Source organism: Streptomyces sp. MUM 203J, from assembly GCF_022414595.1.
Taxonomy (GTDB): domain Bacteria; phylum Actinomycetota; class Actinomycetes; order Streptomycetales; family Streptomycetaceae; genus Streptomyces.
In genome coordinates, this window is the sequence record NZ_JADWYO010000008.1 from 82161 (window position 1) to 101561 (window position 19401).

At 72.3% G+C, this 19401-nt stretch carries 20 protein-coding genes; 7 read left to right on the forward strand and 13 right to left on the reverse strand.

Translation table 11 applies throughout. The annotated features are described in order from the left end of the window. Positions 1-9: 9 nt before the first annotated feature. Together I3F58_RS07270 and I3F58_RS07275 are read left to right on the forward strand one after the other, a co-directional pair. Entirely contained in the window at positions 10-1302 is a 1293-nt protein-coding gene (locus tag I3F58_RS07270; RefSeq protein ID WP_240107416.1) for a metallophosphoesterase, read from the forward strand. 179 nt (positions 1303-1481) lie between these two features. Beyond that, positions 1482-3044, forward strand: coding sequence for an ABC transporter substrate-binding protein (locus tag I3F58_RS07275; RefSeq protein WP_240107417.1), 1563 nt, complete (start codon positions 1482-1484; stop codon positions 3042-3044). Here the strand turns inward: I3F58_RS07275 and I3F58_RS07280 are convergent, their stop codons facing one another. From I3F58_RS07280 to I3F58_RS07330, 11 genes are all read right to left on the reverse strand, one after another. Continuing rightward, positions 3045-3797 (reverse strand): TetR/AcrR family transcriptional regulator, encoded by a 753-nt coding sequence (locus I3F58_RS07280; protein ID WP_240107418.1) that lies wholly within the window; start codon positions 3795-3797, stop codon positions 3045-3047. A gap of 9 nt (positions 3798-3806) precedes the next feature. Beyond that, positions 3807-4202, reverse strand: a complete 396-nt coding sequence (locus tag I3F58_RS07285; RefSeq protein WP_240107419.1) for a thiol-disulfide oxidoreductase DCC family protein — start codon at positions 4200-4202, stop codon at positions 3807-3809. 13 nt (positions 4203-4215) lie between these two features. After that, a complete protein-coding gene (locus tag I3F58_RS07290; protein ID WP_240107420.1) occupies positions 4216-4623 on the reverse strand; it encodes a hypothetical protein in 408 nt (135 codons plus the stop codon). Between the two features lie 184 nt (positions 4624-4807). Further along, a complete protein-coding gene (locus I3F58_RS07295) occupies positions 4808-5002 on the reverse strand; it encodes a ferredoxin (RefSeq protein WP_240107476.1) in 195 nt (64 codons plus the stop codon). A 19-nt stretch (positions 5003-5021) separates the two neighbouring features. Continuing rightward, positions 5022-6218 (reverse strand): cytochrome P450, encoded by a 1197-nt coding sequence (locus tag I3F58_RS07300; RefSeq protein ID WP_240107421.1) that lies wholly within the window; start codon positions 6216-6218, stop codon positions 5022-5024. 118 nt (positions 6219-6336) lie between these two features. Beyond that, positions 6337-6873 (reverse strand): hypothetical protein, encoded by a 537-nt coding sequence (locus I3F58_RS07305; RefSeq protein WP_240107422.1) that lies wholly within the window; start codon positions 6871-6873, stop codon positions 6337-6339. A 125-nt stretch (positions 6874-6998) separates the two neighbouring features. Continuing rightward, positions 6999-7757: a succinate dehydrogenase iron-sulfur subunit gene (locus I3F58_RS07310; protein WP_240107423.1), complete on the reverse strand. Its 759-nt coding sequence runs from the start codon at positions 7755-7757 to the stop codon at positions 6999-7001. After that, the gene (gene sdhA / locus I3F58_RS07315; RefSeq protein WP_240107424.1) at positions 7757-9511 is read right to left on the reverse strand and encodes a succinate dehydrogenase flavoprotein subunit; all 1755 of its coding nucleotides are present in this window, start codon (positions 9509-9511) and stop codon (positions 7757-7759) included. Before sdhA ends, I3F58_RS07310 begins: the two co-directional genes overlap by 1 nt. A 19-nt stretch (positions 9512-9530) precedes the next feature. Beyond that, complete coding sequence (locus tag I3F58_RS07320) at positions 9531-10007, reverse strand: succinate dehydrogenase hydrophobic membrane anchor subunit (protein WP_240107425.1); 477 nt, start codon at positions 10005-10007, stop codon at positions 9531-9533. A gap of 8 nt (positions 10008-10015) precedes the next feature. Then, on the reverse strand, positions 10016-10396 hold the full coding sequence (sdhC, locus tag I3F58_RS07325; protein ID WP_308354959.1) for a succinate dehydrogenase, cytochrome b556 subunit: 381 nt from the start codon (positions 10394-10396) through the stop codon (positions 10016-10018). Positions 10397-10557: 161 nt separating this feature from the next. After that, on the reverse strand, positions 10558-11070 hold the full coding sequence (locus I3F58_RS07330; protein ID WP_240107478.1) for a 2-oxo-4-hydroxy-4-carboxy-5-ureidoimidazoline decarboxylase: 513 nt from the start codon (positions 11068-11070) through the stop codon (positions 10558-10560). Between the two features lie 350 nt (positions 11071-11420). Between I3F58_RS07330 and I3F58_RS07335 the strand changes: the two genes are divergently transcribed. Together I3F58_RS07335 and I3F58_RS07340 are read left to right on the forward strand one after the other, a co-directional pair. After that, complete coding sequence (locus I3F58_RS07335; RefSeq protein ID WP_240107479.1) at positions 11421-13058, forward strand: glycoside hydrolase family 20 protein; 1638 nt, start codon at positions 11421-11423, stop codon at positions 13056-13058. A 205-nt stretch (positions 13059-13263) separates the two neighbouring features. Then, positions 13264-13833 carry a hypothetical protein gene (locus tag I3F58_RS07340; RefSeq protein ID WP_240107426.1) on the forward strand — a complete coding sequence of 190 codons (570 nt, stop codon included), beginning with the start codon at positions 13264-13266 and terminating at the stop codon, positions 13831-13833. A gap of 32 nt (positions 13834-13865) precedes the next feature. Here the strand turns inward: I3F58_RS07340 and I3F58_RS07345 are convergent, their stop codons facing one another. Both I3F58_RS07345 and I3F58_RS07350 read right to left on the reverse strand, forming a co-directional pair. After that, positions 13866-15797, reverse strand: a complete 1932-nt coding sequence (locus tag I3F58_RS07345) for a hypothetical protein (RefSeq protein WP_240107427.1) — start codon at positions 15795-15797, stop codon at positions 13866-13868. A 65-nt stretch (positions 15798-15862) separates the two neighbouring features. Continuing rightward, positions 15863-16291 carry a nuclear transport factor 2 family protein gene (locus I3F58_RS07350; RefSeq protein ID WP_240107428.1) on the reverse strand — a complete coding sequence of 143 codons (429 nt, stop codon included), beginning with the start codon at positions 16289-16291 and terminating at the stop codon, positions 15863-15865. 267 nt (positions 16292-16558) lie between these two features. On the opposite strand from I3F58_RS07350, the gene I3F58_RS07355 reads away from it, so the two are divergent. The 3 genes from I3F58_RS07355 to I3F58_RS07365 all read left to right on the forward strand — a co-directional run bounded on the left by I3F58_RS07355 (position 16559) and on the right by I3F58_RS07365 (position 19073). Next, the gene (locus tag I3F58_RS07355; protein ID WP_240107429.1) at positions 16559-17119 is read left to right on the forward strand and encodes an RNA polymerase sigma factor; all 561 of its coding nucleotides are present in this window, start codon (positions 16559-16561) and stop codon (positions 17117-17119) included. A 269-nt stretch (positions 17120-17388) separates the two neighbouring features. Further along, complete coding sequence (locus I3F58_RS07360; protein ID WP_240107480.1) at positions 17389-18078, forward strand: RNA polymerase sigma factor; 690 nt, start codon at positions 17389-17391, stop codon at positions 18076-18078. Then, positions 18078-19073, forward strand: coding sequence for a hypothetical protein (locus I3F58_RS07365; RefSeq protein WP_240107430.1), 996 nt, complete (start codon positions 18078-18080; stop codon positions 19071-19073). The genes I3F58_RS07360 and I3F58_RS07365 overlap by 1 nt, the downstream gene beginning before the upstream one ends. Positions 19074-19401: the final 328 nt, after the last annotated feature.

Here is a 19401-nt window from a genome sequence, read left to right on the forward strand (position 1 = left end):
GGCCGGGCCGTGCTGCTGTTCCTGCTGGTCATCGTGGTGGTGCTGGCCGTCCTGGCGGGCGCCCACTGGTACCTCTGGCGCCGCCTGGTCCGTGACGTGACCCGCCCCGGCGGCGCGGCCCGCCGCGCGGGCACGGCGGCGGCCTTCGCCCTCCCGCTGCTGTCCGTCGCCGCCCTGGTGTCGGGCCGCGCGGGCGCCCCCTTCTGGCTGGAGCAGACCCTGGCCTGGCCGGGCTATCTGTGGCTGGCCCTGTTGCTGTACCTGTTCCTGGCGCTGCTCGCCACGGAGATCGTCCGCCCCTTCCTGCTGCGCCGCCGCGCCGGTTGCGCGCCGGTCCGCGCCTCCTCCGCCGCGGACGGGGCCGAGGGCGGCGGTGACGCCGACCCCGCGCCGTCGGCGACGGGTTCGGCGGGAACCACGACAGCCGTGCGGGCGGCCGCAGCTGCCCCGCCGCAGGCGCCTCCCGGCGCGGGCCTGGCCCGCCGCATGTTCGTCAGCCGCGTCCTCGCCGGCACCGCCGCCGCCGCGGCGACGGGTACCGTCGCGTACGGCACGTACAGCGTCCTGAAGGGCCCCGCCCTGAAGCGCGTCACCGTCCCCCTGGCCAAGCTGCCCCGCGCCGCTCACGGCCTTCGTATCGCCGTCGTCAGCGACATCCACCTCGGTCCCGTCCTCGGCCGCGCCCACACCCAGCGCATCGTCGACACCATCAACCACGCCCAGCCCGACCTCGTCGCCGTCGTGGGCGACCTCGTCGACGGCAGTGTCGCGGACCTCGGCCCCGCCGCCGAGCCCCTCGCCCGCCTCCGCGCCCGCTACGGCAGCTTCTTCGTGACCGGCAACCACGAGTACTTCTCGGGCGCCGAGGAATGGGTCGACGAGGTCCGTGAACTGGGCCTGCGCCCGCTGCGGAACGAGCGTGTCGAGATCGCGGGCGGTTTCGACCTGGCCGGGGTCAACGACGTCGCGGGTGCCAACCACGGCGACGGCCCGGACTTCGCCCGCGCTCTCGGGGACCGTGACCCCGCCCGCGCCGCCGTGCTGCTCGCCCACCAGCCGGTGCTGATCGACGAGGCGGTACGCCACGGGGTGGACCTCCAGTTGTCCGGCCACACCCACGGCGGCCAGATGTGGCCCGGCAACCTGCTCGCGGACCTCGCCAACCCGACCCTCGCGGGCCTGGAGCGGTACGGCGACACCCAGCTGTACGTGACCCGGGGCGCGGGCGCCTGGGGCCCGCCGGTCCGTGTGGGTGCGCCGTCGGACGTCACAGTCGTCCAACTCGCGTCCCTCCAGGCCTGATTGCCAACCAGCCGGTAACCCGCCCGCGATAGGGGGGTTTCCCTCACCCCACCCCTTGCTTTCGTAGCTCAATGCGCACAAATGGCTACGAAGCGAGAGGGGGAGCCTTTCACCGCCGCGTAGCCCTGTGGTTGAGTTCCAGCCATCGCCAGGGGAGGGCGTGAAAGGAATTCACGGCTATGCGATCACCGATCCGCATCCGGATCATTGTCATATGCACGCTATTGCTGGCTGCCGGGGCAGGGGCCTGGCAGCTGTTTCCCGCAGAAGGGAAGAACGGCCGTCCCATCGTGGTCGGCACCACGGACGAGGTCACCTCGCTCGACCCGGCAGGCGCCTACGACGCCGGGTCCTGGGCCGTCTACAGCAACGTCTACCAGTCGCTGCTCACCTTCGAGTCGGGCTCGACGACCCCGGTTCCGGACGCCGCCGAGAGCTGCGGGTTCGTCGGCTCGTCCCTGAAGACGTACCGGTGCACCGTGCGCGAGGGGCTGACCTTCGCCAACGGCCGTGAGGTGTCGGCGGAGGACGTCAAGTACTCCTTCGACCGCATGCTCGGCATCGCCGCGGACGTCGGCCCCGCGCCGCTGTTCCCGACGCTGGAGAGCGTGCGGGCCGAGGGCCGCACGGTCACCTTCGAGCTCGGCGCCAAGGACGCGACGTTCCCGCAGAAGCTCGCCACCGGCGCGGGCTCCATCGTGGACCGCACCCGCTACCCGGAGGAGCAGCTGCGCACCGACGCGGCGGTCGACGGCTCGGGGCCGTACATCCTGAAGGAGTACGAGGAGGGGGTGCGGGCGCTGCTGGAGCCCAACCCCCGATACCAGGGCGCCAACGGCCGCCCCGCCGCCACGATCGAGCTGCGCTACTACGCCGAGAGCGACCAGCTCGCCCAGGCGTGGAGCAGGGGGGACGTCGACGTCACCCACCGCCAGTTGCCGCCGCAGACGGTCTCCTCGCTCGACCCGAGCAAGGACGGCTTCCAGATGACGGAGGCGTCGAGCGCGGAGATCCGCATGCTGATCTTCAACATGCGCAAGGGCTCGCCCATGGCGGAGAAGGCGGTGCGCAGGGCGGTGGCGACGGTCATCGACCGGCCGCGGATCGTGACCACGGCGTACGACTCCACGGTCGAGCCGCTGTACTCGCTGATCCCGCGCGGCTTCATCGGCCACAGCACGCCCTTCTTCGACCGCTACCCGGAGGGTGACAAGACCGCCGACCGGGCGCGGAAGCTGCTGACGGAGGCGGGCGTCGAGACGCCGCTGCACTTCACGTACGTGCACCGCGAGGGCGAGGTCTGGGCGGCGGAGGCGGCCGAGCTGCGCCGCCAGCTGGAGGCCACCGGCCTCTTCCGGGTGTCGGTGCGGGGCCTGGACTGGAAGGGCTTCCAGAAGGGCTACGCGAGCGGCGAGTTCGACGCCTACGGGCTGGGCTGGTTCCCGGACTTCCCGGACCCGGACAACTTCACCCAGCCGCTCGTAGGGCGGGACAACGCGCTGCAGAACGGGTACGTCAGCGGCGGCATCGACCAGCTGATCGCCGCGACCCAGCAGTACAGCGACCGGGCGCGGGCGGTGGACGACTTCAAGTCGATCCAGCGGCGGGTCGCGGAGGACGTCCCGCTGGTGCCGCTGTGGCAGAAGAAGGACTACGTGCTGGCCTCGGGTGATGTGGCGGGCTCGCAGTACCTGTCGGACGGCACGGGCATCTGGCGCCTGTGGCACCTCAGCTGGCTCTAGCTAGTCCTTCCGGTCGTCCCGAGCCGCGGTGTCCTGCTCCATGGCGTCCCTCGCCCCCGGCATGAACTCCACGATCACGTCGTGGGCCTGGCGGGCGAGGGGCCGCAGGACGCGGAACCGGGACAGCGCGATGGCGCGGGCGGCCAGCGGCGCGGTGCGCTCCACGAGACGGCGGCTGCGCTCGGCGCCCTCGCTCCGGTCGTACACCCAGTACAGCACCAGTCCCATGTGCATCAGCCACATCATGTGGGGGAGGAGCGGGGCGAGTTCGGGCGCGGTCTTGGTGTCGGAGCCGTACAGGACCCGCTCGTGGATCGAGATGACCGCGCGGCGGGCGTCGACCGAGTCGGGCGAGAAGGGGCTGAGCGGGCTCTCCGGGTCGGCCGCGTTCTTGAAGAACTGCGCGGCGAAACGGTGGTACGGCTCCGCCACGTCCAGCCAGGTCAGCAGGGAGTCCCGGATCCGTACGGCCAGGTCCTTGTCGCCGGCCAGAACGGGCCGGACCGCCGCCTCGTGCTCGGCGGCGATCCGGTCGTAGAAGCCCTGGACCAGGTGTTCCTTGGAGGCGAAGTAGTAGTAGGCGTTCCCGACGGAGACCCCGGCCTCCTGGGCGATGGCCCGCATGGTCGTCTTGTCGAAGCCGCGTTCCTGGAAGAGCCGGAGCGCGGTTTCGAGGATGAGTGTGCGGGTCTGCTCGCTCTTGGCGGCCTTGCCGCCGCCCTTCGGGGTGTTCTGCTCCTGCTGCTCCTTCACAGGAGGAGCCTAACGGGACGTCTCCCCGGCCCCGCACCGGCCGTCCTCGCCGGCCGGGCAGGACGGGGCGGTGGCCTGCCGCCACTTGGCGGCGGCGAGGACGGTGAGGCGGGCGACGGGCCGTCCGGCCGGGGTGGCGAGCCAGTACGCCTTCGCGCGGTGCTCCGCGAGGGCCCAGAGGCACACGATCCAGGCATCGGTCCCCCGGTAGACCGCGCCGTCGTTCCCCACGACGGTGATCTCCTCCAGCGTCTCCCGGTGATCGAGTCCCGGGAACCGACGCCGCGCCTCCTGGGACCCGGCGGGTACGAGGTCCAGCGGTACGAGCCGGGCCTGCCGCAGCATCCAGGCCCTCAGGTGCACGCAGAGAGGACACTGGGCGTCGTACAGGACGGTGAGCCGCATGGCCGCGCCGCTCTCAGGCCCGGGCGACGGGGGCGGTCCACCCCTGCGGCGGAACGGGCGGCTGCTGCCGGCGGTCCAGGGTGCCGCGGCGGCGGATGCGGCTCAGGACGTAGAAGTTGAACAGGTGCAGCACGCCCAGGACCAGCAGGACGACCCCGAGCTTCACCGACAGGGCCTCGAACAGCTCCCGGGCGTCGGTGACGGCCGCGTCGCGTTGCAGGTAGAGCGCGACGAAGCCGAGGTTGACGAGGTAGAAGCCCACGACCAGCAGGTGGTTCACGGCGTCGGCCAGGGTGTCGTTCCCCTTGAACACATCGGCCAGGAAGACCTTGCCGTTCCGGCTGAGTGTGCGCCCGACCCAGATGGTGAGTCCGACGCTGATCAGCAGGTAGGTGATGTAGGCGACCACGGTGAGGTCCATGCCGCACGCTCCTTGAACGCGTTCAAATCGATGGCAGACATGACTGTACGCCGTCTTTTGAACGCGTTCAACAGGGGGGTGCGGATATGCGGGCACGGCGTGCGCGGGGGTGCCGTTCAGGTGCGGGAGAGCGGACGGAGCCCCCGGCCCGGGGCGAGGCGGGGGCTCCCGGCCGTCGGCCCCGTCAGGCGTCCGTGACGGTGATCGCCTGTACCGGGCAGGACCGCGAGGCCTCCCGTGCCAGCGGGTTCCCGCCCCCGTCCTCCCGCCCCGGCAGCACCGTGCCGAACCCGTCGTCGTCCTGGGTGAAGACATCCGGTGCCGTCAGCGCGCACTGCCCCGCGCCGATGCAGGTGTCACTGTCGATGGAGATACGCATGCTCATGGGTCCAGCCTCCTCACCAGGCCACCGGAAGCTCCACCATTCCCTGAAGCGTGTCGCCCGGTTTATGAGGAATCTCCTCCGGCGGAGCCGCCAGACGGAGGCCCGGCAGCCGGGACAGCAGTGCCCCCAGCGCGATCTCCATCTCCGCGCGCGCCAGGTTCTGCCCGAGACACTGATGGATTCCGAAGCCGAACGCCACGTGGTGGCGGGCCGGCCGTGCCCAGTCGAGGCGGTCGGGAGACGCGTACACCGCCGCGTCCCGGTTGATGACCGAGGTCGGGAAGACCAGTCCCTCGCCCGCCCTGATGGTCGTGTCCCCGACCGTGATGTCCTCACGGGCGAAGCGCAGCATCCCGTCCGCGATGGACAGGAACCGCAGCAGTTCCTCCACCGCCGTCCGCATCAGCGCCGGGTCCGCCCGCAGCTCCGCGAGCCGCTCCGGGTGCCGCAGCAGCGTGAACGTACCGAGCGAGATCATGTTCGCGGTCGTCTCGTGCCCGGCCACCAGCAGGATCAGCGCCAGCTCGATCAACTCCTGACGGCCGACCCGCCCCGGGACGTACTGCTCCGCCACCAGGTCGTCCAGCAGCCCTTCCCCCTGCTTCCGGCGCTTGGCGTCCACCAGTTCGCCCAGGTACCCCTCCAGAGCCTCCACGGCCCGCTTGGAGTCCCCGGCCGTCGGCCCGCGCAGCGCCCGCCGGGACTGCTCCTCGAAGAACTCGTGGTCCGCGTAGGGGACGCCCAGCAGTTCGCAGATCACCATGGACGGCACCGGCAGCGCGAACGCGCTCACCAGCTCGGCGGGCGGGCCCGCCGCCACCATCGTGTCCAGCAGGGCGTCCACGATCCGCTCGATGCGGGGCCGCAGTCCCGCGATCCGCTTCAGCGAGAAGCTGGAGATCAGCATGCGCCGCTGCCGGTTGTGCTCCGGGTCGTCCCGTGACAGCAGCGCCGCCGGGGGCCGCTCGCGGACCACCTCCGCCCGTGCGGACGGGACCGGGAAGTCCGGGTGCGAGCTGTCCGTGGACAGCCGCTGGTCGGCCAGCAGCTCACGGGCGGCGGCGTGGCCGGTCACCATCCACACCAGACGGCCGTCGTAGAGGCGCGTACGGGCCAGGGGGCGGGCCTCGCGCAGCGGGGCGTATCCGGTCGGCGGGTGGTAGGGACACGTACGGTCCTGGGGGAACGTGACGTCGGTGGTCTCCGGCATGGCGCGGCCCTCGCAGACGAGTCAGACGAGTTCGATCGGACGTACCGATCTCCACTACATGCCGTGCACACGCATCCGGTCTACGCGCATTCCGGCCAACCAGCCACCCGGACGCCCGCTACGCGCTCAGCGACCGCGCGTAGTTGAGCTGGCCCATCACCCAGGGGAAGGTCTCCGGGCTGTTCGCCGGGATCATCGTGGAGTGGGTCTTCCCGCCGCTGGCGACCGTGACCTGGACGAAGCCGGTGGTCGTCTTCTCCTTCATCAGCAGGAACAGCAGTCCCAGGAAGCAGAAGAGGAAGAAGATGACGGCCAGCACGATCGCGTGCGTCGGCATCTTCTCCTCGGTACGTGACATGTCCGTCGCGTTCCACACCGCGCCCTTCAGCGGCAGTGTGCCGGTGGGCGTGACGATGGAGTCCTGGAGCACGGTGATGTCCCCGAGCGACACCAGCGGCGCCCCGCCGCCCGGCGCCCCGTAGGCGGGCACCGGCTGCGGGTAGCCGTACCCGGGCGCGGTGCCGGGGTACCCGTACCCGCCGGGCGCGGTCTGCGGCGGCTGGCCGGCAGGCTGGGTCGGGCCCCACTGGTAGCCGCCTTCGCCTCCCGCGTACGGGTTCGGGTTGGCGTTCGGGTTGGCATTCGGGTCGCTCATGGTCCCCCACTCTCCTGTTCGCTGGTGCGCTCACAGATCCTGGCACAACACACCGCGGCCCCGCCTCCGTTGCCGGAAGCGGGGCCGCGGTGATGCGCGGGGTGCCGCGGAGAACCGCGCGGAGCTCAGTAGCGGCGCGTGATCAGCGCCCGCTTGACCTCCTGGATCGCCTTCGTGACCTCGATACCGCGAGGGCAGGCGTCCGTGCAGTTGAACGTGGTGCGGCAACGCCACACGCCGTCCTTGTCGTTGAGGATCTCCAGGCGCTGCTCGCCCGCCTCGTCGCGCGAGTCGAAGATGAAGCGGTGCGCGTTCACGATCGCGGCCGGGCCGAAGTACTGGCCGTCGTTCCAGAACACCGGGCAGGACGAGGTGCAGGCGGCGCACAGGATGCACTTCGTCGTGTCGTCGAACCGCTCCCGGTCCTCCGCCGACTGGTACCGCTCACGCGTCGGCTCGTTGCCGGACGTGATCAGGAACGGCATCACGTCCCGGTACGCCTGGAAGAACGGCTCCATGTCCACGACCAGGTCCTTGAGGACCGTCATGCCCTTGATGGGCTCGATCGTGATCGGCTTGCCCGGGTTGATGTCCTTGATCAGGGTCTTGCAGGCCAGCCGGTTCTTGCCGTTGATGCGCATGGCGTCCGAGCCGCAGATGCCGTGCGCGCAGGAGCGGCGGAAGGTCAGCGAACCGTCCAGGTCCCACTTGATCTTGTGGAGACCGTCGAGGACACGCTCCTTCGGGTCGATCTCGACCTGGAAGTCCTGCCACTGGGCCTCGTCCGACACCTCGGGGTTGAAGCGGCGGATCCGGAACGTGACCGTGATGTAGGGGGAGGCGGCCGAGGTGTCGGCCGTCTTCTCCAGGGTCGGGGTAGCCATCAGTACTTACGCTCCATCGGCTGGTAGCGGGTCTGGACGACCGGCTTGTAGTCGAGGCGGACGGAATCGGTGCCGTCGGCGCCGACCTCGCGGTACGCCATGGTGTGGCGCATGAAGTTGACGTCGTCGCGGTTCGGGTAGTCCTCGCGGTAGTGACCGCCGCGGGACTCCTTGCGGGCCAGCGCGGAGACGGCCATCACCTCGGCCAGGTCGAGCAGGTTGCCCAGCTCGATGGCCTCCAGCAGGTCTGTGTTGAACCGCTTGCCCTTGTCCTGGATGGCGACGTTCTTGTAGCGCTCGCGCAGCTCGGCGACCTTCTCGACCGCGGTCTTGATCGTCTGCTCGGTGCGGAACACCATCACGTTGGCGTCCATGGTCTCCTGGAGCTCCTTGCGGAGGTCCGCGACCCGCTCGCCGCCGGTGGACTCGCGCAGCCGCTCGACCTGCTCCTGCACCAGGGACGCGGGGTCCTCCGGCAGCTCGACGAAGTCGGCCCCGGCCGCGTACTCGGCGGCGGCGATACCGGCCCGCCGGCCGAACACGTTGATGTCGAGCAGCGAGTTCGTGCCCAGCCGGTTGGCGCCGTGCACCGACACGCAGGCCACCTCGCCGGCCGCGTACAGCCCCGGGACGACCGTCGTGTTGTCCGCCAGGACCTCACCCTCGACGTTCGTCGGGATGCCGCCCATCGCGTAGTGCGCGGTCGGCTGGATCGGGATCGGGTCCGTGTAGGGCTCGATGCCCAGGTACGTACGGGCGAACTCGGTGATGTCCGGGAGCTTGGCGTCCAGCTGCTCCGGCGGCAGGTGCGTCAGGTCCAGGAACACGTGGTCGCCCTCGGGGCCGCAGCCGCGGCCCTCGCGGATCTCCGTGTAGATGGAGCGGGACACGACGTCACGCGACGCGAGGTCCTTCATGACGGGCGCGTACTTCTCCATGAAGCGCTCGCCGTCCTTGTTGCGGAGGATGCCGCCCTCACCGCGGGCGCCCTCCGTCAGCAGGATGCCCATGCGCCAGATGCCCGTCGGGTGGAACTGGAAGAACTCCATGTCCTCCAGCGGCAGACCGCGCCGGTAGCAGGCCGCCTGGCCGTCGCCGGTCAGGGTGTGCGCGTTCGACGTGACCTTGAAGAACTTGCCCGTGCCGCCGGACGCGTAGATGACGGCCTTGGCCTGGAAGATGTGGATCTCGCCGGTCGCCAGCTCGTACGCGACGACACCGGCCGACTTCCTGACGCCGTCGACCTCGGTGATCAGCTGGTCCAGGACGTAGAACTCGTTGAAGAACTCCACGCCCTCCTTGACGCAGTTCTGGTACAGCGTCTGGAGGATCATGTGACCGGTGCGGTCGGCCGCGTAGCAGGCGCGCCGGACGGGGGCCTCGCCGTGGTTGCGGGAGTGGCCGCCGAAGCGGCGCTGGTCGATGGTGCCGTCCGGGGTCCGGTTGAACGGCAGGCCCATCTTCTCCAGGTCGAGGACGGCGTCGATGGCCTCCTTCGCCAGGATCTCGGCGGCGTCCTGGTCGACCAGGTAGTCACCGCCCTTGATCGTGTCGAAGGTGTGCCACTCCCAGTTGTCCTCCTCCACGTTGGCCAGCGCGGCGGCCATGCCGCCCTGCGCGGCGCCCGTGTGGGAGCGGGTGGGGTACAGCTTGGTCAGCACGGCGGTACGGCTGCGCTTCGTGGCCTCGATGGCGGCGCGCATGCCGGCGCCGCCGGCGCCGACGATGACGGTGTCGTACTTGTGGATCTTCATGTTCTCGTCAGCCCCGGCTTCAGCGGATGTTCGGGTCGAAGGTGAAGATCACCAGCGTGCCCAGCAGGATGGTGAACACCGTCGCGGTGTACAGCAGGCCCTTCAGCCACAGGCGGGTGTTGGGGCGCTCGGCGTAGTCGTTGACGACGGTACGCAGGCCGTTCGCGCCGTGCAGCATCGCGAGCCACAGCATCAGCAGGTCCCAGACCTGCCAGAACGGGGACGCCCAGCGGCCGGCCACGAAGGCGAAGCCGATCTTGGAGACGCCGCCGTCCAGCACCAGCTGGATCAGCAGGTGGCCGATGATCAGGACGACCAGGACGACACCGGACAGGCGCATGAACAGCCACGCGGCCAGCTCGAAGTTGCCGCGGGTCGACTTGGGCGTCTTCTTCGTGCGCGCGCGGGGCGGCTCGATCAGCGGGGCCGGGTTGTCGGCGTCGTACAGGCCCGTGTCCTGGAACGCGGCCCCGGCGGAGGTGGTGTCAGCAGACATGTCTGGCGTCAGCTCCCGAACAGTTCACGTGCGGCGTGGCCGAGGACGGGGTAGACGGCACCCGCCATCAGCACGACCCAGATGCCCATGACGGTCCACAGCATCTGCTTCTGGTAGCGCGGGCCCTTGGACCAGAAGTCCACGGCGATGACACGGAGGCCGTTGAGCGCGTGGAAGAGGATGGCGGCCACGAGGCCGTACTCCAGCAGCGCCACGATCGGCGTCTTGTACGTCGCCACGACGTCGTCGTACGCCTCGGGTGAGACGCGGACGAGGGCGGTGTCCAGTACGTGCACGAACAGGAAGAAGAAGATGAGGACGCCGGTGACTCGGTGAGCCACCCACGACCACATGCCTTCCCGGCCGCGGTACAACGTTCCAGCCGGCACGGAAATGTCCTCCGGGAGCGGGATTGGGGTCGGCCGGCTTCTCTGTCGGTCAGACCCGGCCGGGTACGGTCCACCGGCCCCGGTCATGGTAGCGACGCGATGTCGGTTCCCTCGCGCGGGGTCCACAGGTGTGATCAAACAGGCAGTCAGATCGGGTGAAATCACTCGAACGATGGATACGACGTATGGCCGATAAGCCGGGCAAGCCGGGCACGGGTGAGTCTGCGCATCTCCTCCGCGGAGACCGCCCGCTCCTCGTCCGGGTCGTTGCCGAGCCGTGACCGGATCCCGCCGAGCACCTGGTCCAGGTGTTCCGCGGGGTGGTGCCCGGCCAGGCAGATGACGAACGCGTGCCCGAACCGCCCCTCGTACACGTCGTGCGCCGCGCGCAGCGCGGTGTGCGCCGCCGGGGGCGTGCCGGGCGGCAGCGCGGGCGCCGCCTCGTCGGCCAGCGCCTCGTCCAGATCGGCACGGGAAAGGTCGTAACCGGCCTCGTCGGCGGCGGCCAGCAGGGCGTCGACCGTCGGGTAGGGGCGGTGGGCGGCCACCCGGCGGGCCCAGCGGCGGCTGCCGCAGCAGGCCAGCAGGGAGGCTTCGGCGGCCTCGCCGGGGGCGGTGTTGAACACCGCGAGCGGCGAGGCGGGGCCCTCCGGGGCACGCGGGGCGGGAGGTATGGCCGCGGTGGTCGACCCGGTGGCGCTGAAGGTCGTCGGAGTTCCGGCGGCGGATTCGCGGGACAGCGTGGGCTCCTCGAACAGAACAGCAGTCGACGAAGGGGGCGGGGGTGGCGGGCGCTGCGGGAGACGGTGATGGTGTGGGGGAGGTTCCAGGAGTCGTCAGAAAGAAGTGTGGGAAGGGACGCAACGCTACCCAGGGTGAGCAGGAGTGGTCCGAAGCCCTTCCGTATTTCACCCGGAAGGCAGAGTTTCAACGCGAGGGATGGACGCACTCGGCGTGTCGGGGTGCGGCGGAGTGACCGACGAAGGGCGGGTGCGTGAACAGGACGCTGCGTAGGACGGTGCTGATGGCGGTCACCCTGGCGCTGTCCGGCGGCCTGGCGGGCTGCGGCGGCGACGGTGACGGCGGTACGGCTCCGACGGCGGCCACCCGGCCCCGCACGGCACCTACTCCCTCCCCTTCGCTCCGGCCCGGGTCCCCCACCCCGCCCGGGACGCCCACGCCCGCCCCCACCCGCACCCACCCCCCGTCCGTACCGCCCCTGACCATCCCCGCCGTGCGGGAACACGCCGCCGCCCGGGGCCCCGGATGGCGGCCGGAGCCCGGCCGGGCGGTGGTCGTCGCGCCCGGCAGCGGCGTCCTGGACGACGAGGCCCGGCTGCTCGCCCGCGAACTGGGGCTCGACCACCGGGGCGAGACGCCCGCGCGGGCGGGCGACATCGAACTGGCGCTGGACACCCGGCAGGGCGGCGGCCCGGAGTCGTACGCGCTCGTGGTCCGCGACGGCCGGGTGCGGATCAGCGGCCCCGACGAGGCGGGCGTCTTCTACGGCACGCGCACGGTCAAGCAGGCCGTACGGTCCGGCGGCGCCGTGCCGGAGGGCGTCATACGCGACCGGCCCGACCGCCCGCAGCGCGGACTGATGGTCGACATAGCCCGGAAGCACTTCACCGCGGCATGGCTGGAGGACCGGATACGGGAGATGGCCGACCTGAAGCTCAACCAGCTCGGGCTGCACTTCTCCGACGACCAGGCGTTCCGCATAGAGTCCACGTCCCACCCCGAGGTGGTGTCGAGTCCCCACCTGACGAAGGCCGAGGTGCGCCGGATCATCGCCCTCGCGGACTCCCTGCACGTCACCGTCATCCCCGAGATCGACTCGCCCGGTCACCTCGGCGCCGTCCTCGCCGCCCACCCCGCGCTGCGGCTCCGCAGCGCCGCCGGCACGATGCCGCGCGGCGCCATCGACATCGCGAACCCCGCGTCGGCACGGCTCGTCGACGACCTCCTCCGCGAGTACGCCGAGCTGTTCACCGGCCCGTACTTCCACGTCGGCGCCGACGAGTACGCGGCGCTCATGGCGCGCGACCCCGATGCCGCGTACCCGGCGCTCGCCGCCGAGGCACGCAGAAGGTACGGCGCCGGGGCGGGTGTCCAGGACCTGGCGACGGGCTGGCTCAACGACCGGGCGGCGGTGGTCCGGACGGCCGGCAAGCAGCCGAAGGCCTGGAACGACGGCTTCTTCCGGGGCGGTGTCGTACGCGCGGACCAGGGCATCGAGGTCGAGTACTGGACCGGCCGCGAGATCGGGGCGCGCCCCCCGTCCGAGTACCTGGCGGAGGGCCGGACGGTCGTGAACGTCAACGACCGGTACCTCTATTACGTCCTCGGTGAGCCGAACCAGTTCACGTACCCCACGGGCCGGGAGATCTACGAGGCCTGGAACCCCCTGGTGCTGCGCGGTACGAGCCCGGTCCCGTCCCGCTACTCGTCCCGGATAGCGGGCGCCCGGTTCGCCGTCTGGTGCGACCTGGCGAACGCCCAGACCCAGGCCCAGGTCGCGGCGGGCATCCGCCTGCCCCTGCGGGCCCTGGCCCAGCGGGTCTGGGACCCGCGGTCCCCGCAGCTGAGCTGGCAGGCGTTCACGGAGCTGGCGGGGCGCGTTGCCGGCCCGTCCGGGGGTGCCCCCTCCGGGGGAGTCTGAGGACGGGCGGCGGATCCGCGGCGACGGGGCCCGGGGCGGGGCCGTTCACGCGGCGGCGCCGCACATCGGCGCAGGCGGGAAGGGGCGGGGCAGGGGAACGGCGACGTCACGGCTGCGACACGGGATGGACACGGCGCGTGACGCTTTCCGGGGTCGCGGCGCAGTAAGGGGAGTACCGGCGTCCGCACCGCGACGGGAGACTGTCATGACCCCCACCCCCCACCTGGTGGACCTGCTCGCCCAGGCCGACGACCGCGGCCTCGCCGCCTCCGCGCTCGCCTGCCTGGACCGCTGCCTCCCTCTGCTCGTCCCGGAGGCCGGGGACCAGCTGCGCCCCCTGTGGGTGGGTGTGGCGCGCGGCGGCGCCGAGTGGCCGCAGCGCCTGGCGGAGGCGCGGGACGCGGTGGGCCCGGCCGCCGGGGACGGACCCGAGGCCCGGCTGGTGAAGGCCATGCTGGACGCCGCCCCCGCCCAGTGGGCGGCCCCCGGGCTGCGCACCTGGGCCGACGCCTGCTCGCTGGCCGCGCTGGAGGTCCATCACCGCCTCGGCTCCGGGGCGCAGGACACGGACCCCGCGGGCCTACTGGAGCGCTGCCGCACGGGCGAGCCCGACGGCGCGGGCCCCCTGGCCGCAGGCGAACTGCGCCGCCAGGCCCGCGTGCTGGAGGTCCTCGCGGACGGCGCCACCCACGGACTGCGCCGCGCACTGGACCTGTCCGCCGAGGGCCGCCGCGTCCTCCAGGCGGTGGTCTCCCGGCGGGCCCGCACGGCCTGAGCTCGGGGCCCGGAGCCTTACGGGCCGAAACGTCACAGCAGAAGCAGCACCGCCGTGCCCCACACCACGGACACCGCGACCAGCACGGGGCCGAGCGGCATGCCCTGCTGCCCGGGCCCGGCCTCCTCCAGGGGCCGCAGGCCCTGGTCGTACAGCAGCGCCCGCAGCTCGTCGGCGGTGCGCTGTGCGTGCGGCTCGCGCCCGAGGCGCCGCTCCAGCCAGGACCAGCCGGTGGGGGACAGGCCGATCCGCTCGCCCTTCACGGGGTCGATCCGGATGCCGTCCTCCTTGTGCCACACCGCCGCGACCGCGTCCCACGGCAGGTGCCGCACCCGCCACGGGCCGGTGATCCACACCCCGTCGCGGTCGGCGGTCACCCGCCAGCCGAGCGCGGTGGACACGGACTTCGTCAGCCACGGCACGGTGAGCGGGAGCAGCAGCCAGCTCCAGGACAGCCCGTCGTCGACGATGCCCCAGATGCTGCCGCCCTGGAACGCCAGCAGGCACAGCCCCACGGCCCGGGACATGCCGTGGGCGGACCACACCCGGGGTGCGGCGGTCGGCGCCATCCCGGCGGCGATCTCCTGGATGGGCCGCTGCGGAGGTGTCGTACGGCCATGGGCGGGGCGTCCGTCCGAGGGGCTGCCCGGAACCTTCCGCTCCGGGCGGGGCGCACGGCCGGTGAGCAGCTTGGGGACGACGGGCTTCACGGCGGTGACACTGCACTCCACCGACACCTCGGCGTCGTCCTCGTCCTCCCGCGCGACGAAGGCGAGCTCGGCCCCGGCGTACGGGACGCCGTAGAGGACGGCCTCCCGCAGCGGCGCGGGCGGCTCCTCGCCCTTGAGGATCGCCCCGAGCCGCCGCAGCCCCTCGCGTGCGTCCCCCTCGCCGTCGGCGTCCTCCTCCTCGTCCTCTTCTCCGTCGGAGGCGTACAGGGTGTGGAAGTGCAGCAGGGGCCGCGCGCCGGTCGGGTCGTCGGCGGCGTAGACCCACACACGGCCGTCGTCCTCGCCCTCGCGCACCAGCACCTTCAGCACGGGGAGAGGCCCGCGCCGCAGCCGTTCGGCGCGCGACCGCCCGTCGACCCCGTTGGCGAAGAACCCCAGCCCCGCGACCAGCGCGGCCAGTGTCAGCAGTTCCCCGTCGACGGTGTCGTACGGCTCCGCCACGAGCCGGGTCCAGTCGCCGTCGACGAGCACGTCGACGCGGCTTCCGACGGGGAAGTCCCCGGGGTAGAGGGTCTCGACGGTGCGGGTGCCGAGGCTCCCGGTGTCGAGGGTCAGGACGTCCACCTCGTCGTCGTTCACCCTGTTCGCGGTGACTTCGGCGGTCACCGGGACGAGCCGGGCGGCGCGCTCCTCGTACGCGGCGATCTCGTCCGTCACCTGCCAGTAGCCGTACCCGGCCGAGGCGAGCAGCAGGGCGGCCAGCACGAGGGACACCCGCCCGCGCCGGAACCCGCGGGCGGCGTCGGGGAGCGGGGCCACCACCGGCCCGGCGGCCTCACGGGCCAGCGCCCGCTGCCGGGCGGCGGCGGACAGCCGGTGGCCGAGCCCGGCGGCGGCGAACGCCAGCGCCGCGGTGAACCCGAGCCCCGACGGGTCCGCGACCACGTCACCGGCGTCGTCGCCGCCCACGAGGAACGCGGCGAGCAGCCCGCCGAGCCCGGCGAGCGCGAGCCGGGGCTGCCGCCAGAGCCAGTAGAAGGTGAGCAGCAGCACGGCGAAGAAGGCGAACCCGAGCCAGTCCTCGGCGCCGCACGGCGAGGCCGTGGTGCAGGGCTGTTCGGGTCCGCTCTCCATGGTCCAGACGGTCGCGGCGGCCAACGCGCCGGTCGCCCACAGGGGATGGGCCCAGGGCGCGGGAACGGCGGCCAGCCAGCGCCGTGCGTCGGCCGACCGCCACTCGGCGGTGCCGGGCGGTATCCGCTCGGCGGGGAGGGGCACCGGAGGAGTGTTCACGCCCGCATTATCGCGAGATCGACGAGCCGCCGGACGGGGTGCCGGAGCCGCCGCCTGAGCAGCCGTCAGAGGTTGTCGCCCCAGCCCCCCTGGATCATCGTCTGGAACGCCCACGCGTCTTCCTTCCGGACGAGGACGTCGGCGTACCGGAGGTGCCGGGTCTCGCCGCCCGCCGTCATGACGGAGTCGGTGAAGACGACGGCCATGGCGGGAGAGAGGAACACGGGCGTGCGGGCCGACTCGAAGACGATGTCCTCGGCGCCGTCCCCCATGACGTGCGTCATGGTCGCCACGAACCGCTCGCGGTCCCACTGTGCCGACCGGCCGTCTCCCTTCGTGTCGTCGCTGACGAGGTTCAGCGGGAACACCGCCATGTCGGCCATGCCTTCGACGTCGCGCCGGCCGCTGCGGGCGTCGTACTCCGCGAACCAGGCGTCCAGGCTCGCCCGGTCCTCGGGGGTGGGGGTGTATCCGGTGTCGGGCAGGAGGGTCATACGGGCTCCACTGGTCAAGTTTGACTATGTGCTGGGGTGAAGCAGGCATGCCCGGCGGTTCATGTAGTCAAACTTGAATACCTGATTTCCGCCGCTTGGGACAGACGGGTCCGTCGGTGAAGGCGCCGCCGGGGCACGGAGTGGGGGTTCCAGCCGTCGCGGTGCTTTCTCGCCTCGTCCGCCTGCCCTGCCCTGTGACACTTCGACACGTCCACACGCAGTCCTGTGCAGGGGCACGAACCGGACACGCGGCGCGAAGAGGTCGGTGTGGGGGGACACGATGCGGAGCTCGGTACTGCGGTCGCACGCGCGCAAGGGGGCGACGAGGACGCGTTCGCGCAGGTCTACCGACTGGTGCAGCCGGGGCTGCTCGCGTCGGTGCGGGTGCTCGTCGGGGACGACGCGGAGGACGTGGCCGCCGACGCGTGGCTGGAGATCGCCCGTGACTTGGCGCGGTTCCACGGCGACGGCGCGGGATTCCGGGGCTGGGCCATGACCATCGCCCGGCACCGGGCCCTGGACCATCTGCGCCGTCGGCGGCGGCGCCCCCGCGCGTCCGGGAGCGAGGCGGAACTGCTCGACATACCCGACCGGCACGACACCGCCGGGGCGGCCCTGGAGTCCCTGTCGACCGCGCGGGCGCTCGCCCTCATCCGGGGTCTGCCACGCGACCAGGCGGAGGCGGTGCTGCTGCGCGTGGTCGTCGGACTGGACGCGCCCACGTCCGCGCGGGTGCTGGGCAAGCGCCCCGGTGCCGTACGCACCGCCGCGCACCGGGGGCTCAAAAGGCTCGCAGCGCGGCTCGGCCGTACCGGGCCGGAAGAATGAAAGCCGGAGAACGGGGGAGAGGCGGAGGGAGGACGACCGGGGCCGCCACCCCCCACAGGAGAGGCCCCGGTCGCCGTCCGCGGAGCCGCAGGGCGGCCCCGTATTCCTTTCAGCGCCGCCGGTGCGTTTTCTGTCACACCACCCTGCGACCGAAGCTGTTCCATGTTGTACAAACATGGACGAGACGTAGCGGCAGCACGTAGCGTGCTGCTGCGCGCCGGGCGGAGCGGCCTGGGTTGACCTGCCGCGCTATAGAACAGGTAGTGGGAGTGCTGGGGGACGACGCGGAGCTGACCGCCGCAGTGCTCGCGGCACAGGACGGAGACGAGGACGCCTTCCGTACTGTGTACCGCGCCGTGCACCCGCGGCTGCTCGGATACATACGCACGCTGGTCGGCGAACCGGACGCCGAGGACGTGGCGTCCGAATCCTGGCTGCAGATAGCCAGGGACCTGGACCGGTTCAGCGGCGACGCGGACCGCTTCCGCGGCTGGGCCGCACGGATCGCGCGCAACCGTGCCCTCGACCATCTGCGGATGCGGGGGCGGCGCCCCGCGCAGGGCGGGGACGAGACCGAGCTGGCCGAGAAACCCGCCGACGCCGACACGGCCCTGGAGGCCATGGACTCCCTCGCGACCGGCCACACCATGAGCCTGATCGCCCAGCTGCCGCAGGACCAGGCCGAGGCGGTCATCCTGCGTGTCGTCGTCGGGCTCGACGCCAAAACCGCCGCCGAGACGCTCGGCAAACGCCCCGGCGCGGTGCGCACCGCCGCGCACCGGGGCCTCAAGCGGCTGGCCGAACTGCTGGGCGCCGCCGCCGAACCGGGACAGGGCAGCGGCCTGCCGCTGAGCGGCGTACCGCCCCAGCCGGGGCCCCGGGGCAGGTCCGGCGCGCGGACCCCGGTGACGCGTCGCGCTGTGACGCATTTGCGCGCGCGGACGCAGAAGGACATGTGATGGCCGACGAGCGGTACGGATGGCTCGACCACGAGGCGGCGGAGCGACTGCTGCGTGGCGAGTCCGTCGTCGCCACCGACGATTACACACGGTTGCAGACCGAACGCCTCGCGGAGGCGCTGGACGGCGTACGGGCCGATTCGCTCACCGCCGCCGGCCCGGCCGGTGAACTGCCGGGCGAGGAGGACGCCCTGGTGGCGTTCCGCGCGGCCCGGGCGGCGAAGGCCGCGGGTCCGGCCGGCGCGGAGGCCTCCGTGTCCGCTTCCGGGAGCCGCGCCGGGCGGTGGCTGCGGCCCGCCCGCTGGGGCCTCGTCGCGTCGGTCGCCGGGCTGGCCGTGGGCGGCGTGGCCGTCGCCGCGGGCACCGGTGTGCTGCCCGCACTGGGCGGCGACCCCCGGCCCGAACCGACGCCCGCCGCGTCGGCGTCGCTCACCCCCGGGCACCGGATCGCCGAGGAACCCGCCGTCCGGCCGCCCGGCTGGGTCACGCCTCCGGTGCCGCAGAGTCCCGGCACCTCGCCTTCCCCCGGCGTGACCTCGCCGTCCCCGGGCGAGACCCCCGGCCGCGGCATGGTCACCGAACCCGGCGGAGCGTCGGCTGACAACGATGGCGGCACCCGTACGGACCGCCCAGGCGACCCGGACGGGAGCGGCGACCACGCCGGTGACCGTGACGGCGCCGACCGGACCCCCGGGGCCACCTTGCCCGACCGGACCGCGCAGGCCTGCCGGGACTTCCGCGACGGGCATCTGGACGAGGTGCGGCGCCGGCAGCTCGAGTCCGCGGCCCGCACCGACGGCGGCGTGCAGCGCTACTGCGACCAGGTGCTGGGCGCGGGGCGGCAGAGCGGCGGAACCGGGGCGGACAAGAGCGCGGGGGCGGGCGACCGTGACGGCGACGGCGACGGCGACGGCGAGGGTGAAGGGGCGCAGGGCCGGCGGCCCGCGCCGCGTGACCCGGTGAAGCCGACTCCCGGCAGGGGCGCCAGGCCGTAGAGCCTCCGGGGGTTCTTCTCCCGGACCCGCGCCCTTCTCGGAGCCGGGGGAACCGTCCCCAGACCTCCGACGCGCGCCCGGGAACGGCGCTCGCGCTCAAGTACCGGGCGGGCCGGAGTCGGGCTCCGGCTGCGGGCGCACCCCCTCTGACCTGCGAATTCAGAAAAGTTTCCCAGAGGTGTGACACTTTTCGAGCGGGTGACGCAGTACTGAGTGAGCCGACTGGTCATCGGCGGCGCAAGAAAGAGCCGGGGTTCCCCCCGTACCTACGGCTCAGCGCATTCGGCGCGGGCGGGACACGTTCCCCCGGTCCCGCCCGCGCCCATCT

Coding starts and splice junctions, on each gene's coding strand:
- I3F58_RS07275 (WP_240107417.1), top strand. CDS start 1,482: ATGCGATCACCGATCCGCATCCGGATCATTGTCATATGCACGCTATTG.
- I3F58_RS07285 (WP_240107419.1), bottom strand. CDS start 4,202: ATGCGGCTCACCGTCCTGTACGACGCCCAGTGTCCTCTCTGCGTGCAC.
- I3F58_RS07290 (WP_240107420.1), bottom strand. CDS start 4,623: ATGGACCTCACCGTGGTCGCCTACATCACCTACCTGCTGATCAGCGTC.
- I3F58_RS07295 (WP_240107476.1), bottom strand. CDS start 5,002: ATGCGTATCTCCATCGACAGTGACACCTGCATCGGCGCGGGGCAGTGC.
- I3F58_RS07300 (WP_240107421.1), bottom strand. CDS start 6,218: ATGCCGGAGACCACCGACGTCACGTTCCCCCAGGACCGTACGTGTCCC.
- I3F58_RS07305 (WP_240107422.1), bottom strand. CDS start 6,873: ATGAGCGACCCGAATGCCAACCCGAACGCCAACCCGAACCCGTACGCG.
- I3F58_RS07310 (WP_240107423.1), bottom strand. CDS start 7,757: ATGGCTACCCCGACCCTGGAGAAGACGGCCGACACCTCGGCCGCCTCC.
- sdhA (WP_240107424.1), bottom strand. CDS start 9,511: ATGAAGATCCACAAGTACGACACCGTCATCGTCGGCGCCGGCGGCGCC.
- I3F58_RS07320 (WP_240107425.1), bottom strand. CDS start 10,007: ATGTCTGCTGACACCACCTCCGCCGGGGCCGCGTTCCAGGACACGGGC.
- I3F58_RS07335 (WP_240107479.1), top strand. CDS start 11,421: ATGGCGGTCACCCTGGCGCTGTCCGGCGGCCTGGCGGGCTGCGGCGGC.
- I3F58_RS07340 (WP_240107426.1), top strand. CDS start 13,264: ATGACCCCCACCCCCCACCTGGTGGACCTGCTCGCCCAGGCCGACGAC.
- I3F58_RS07350 (WP_240107428.1), bottom strand. CDS start 16,291: ATGACCCTCCTGCCCGACACCGGATACACCCCCACCCCCGAGGACCGG.
- I3F58_RS07365 (WP_240107430.1), top strand. CDS start 18,078: ATGGCCGACGAGCGGTACGGATGGCTCGACCACGAGGCGGCGGAGCGA.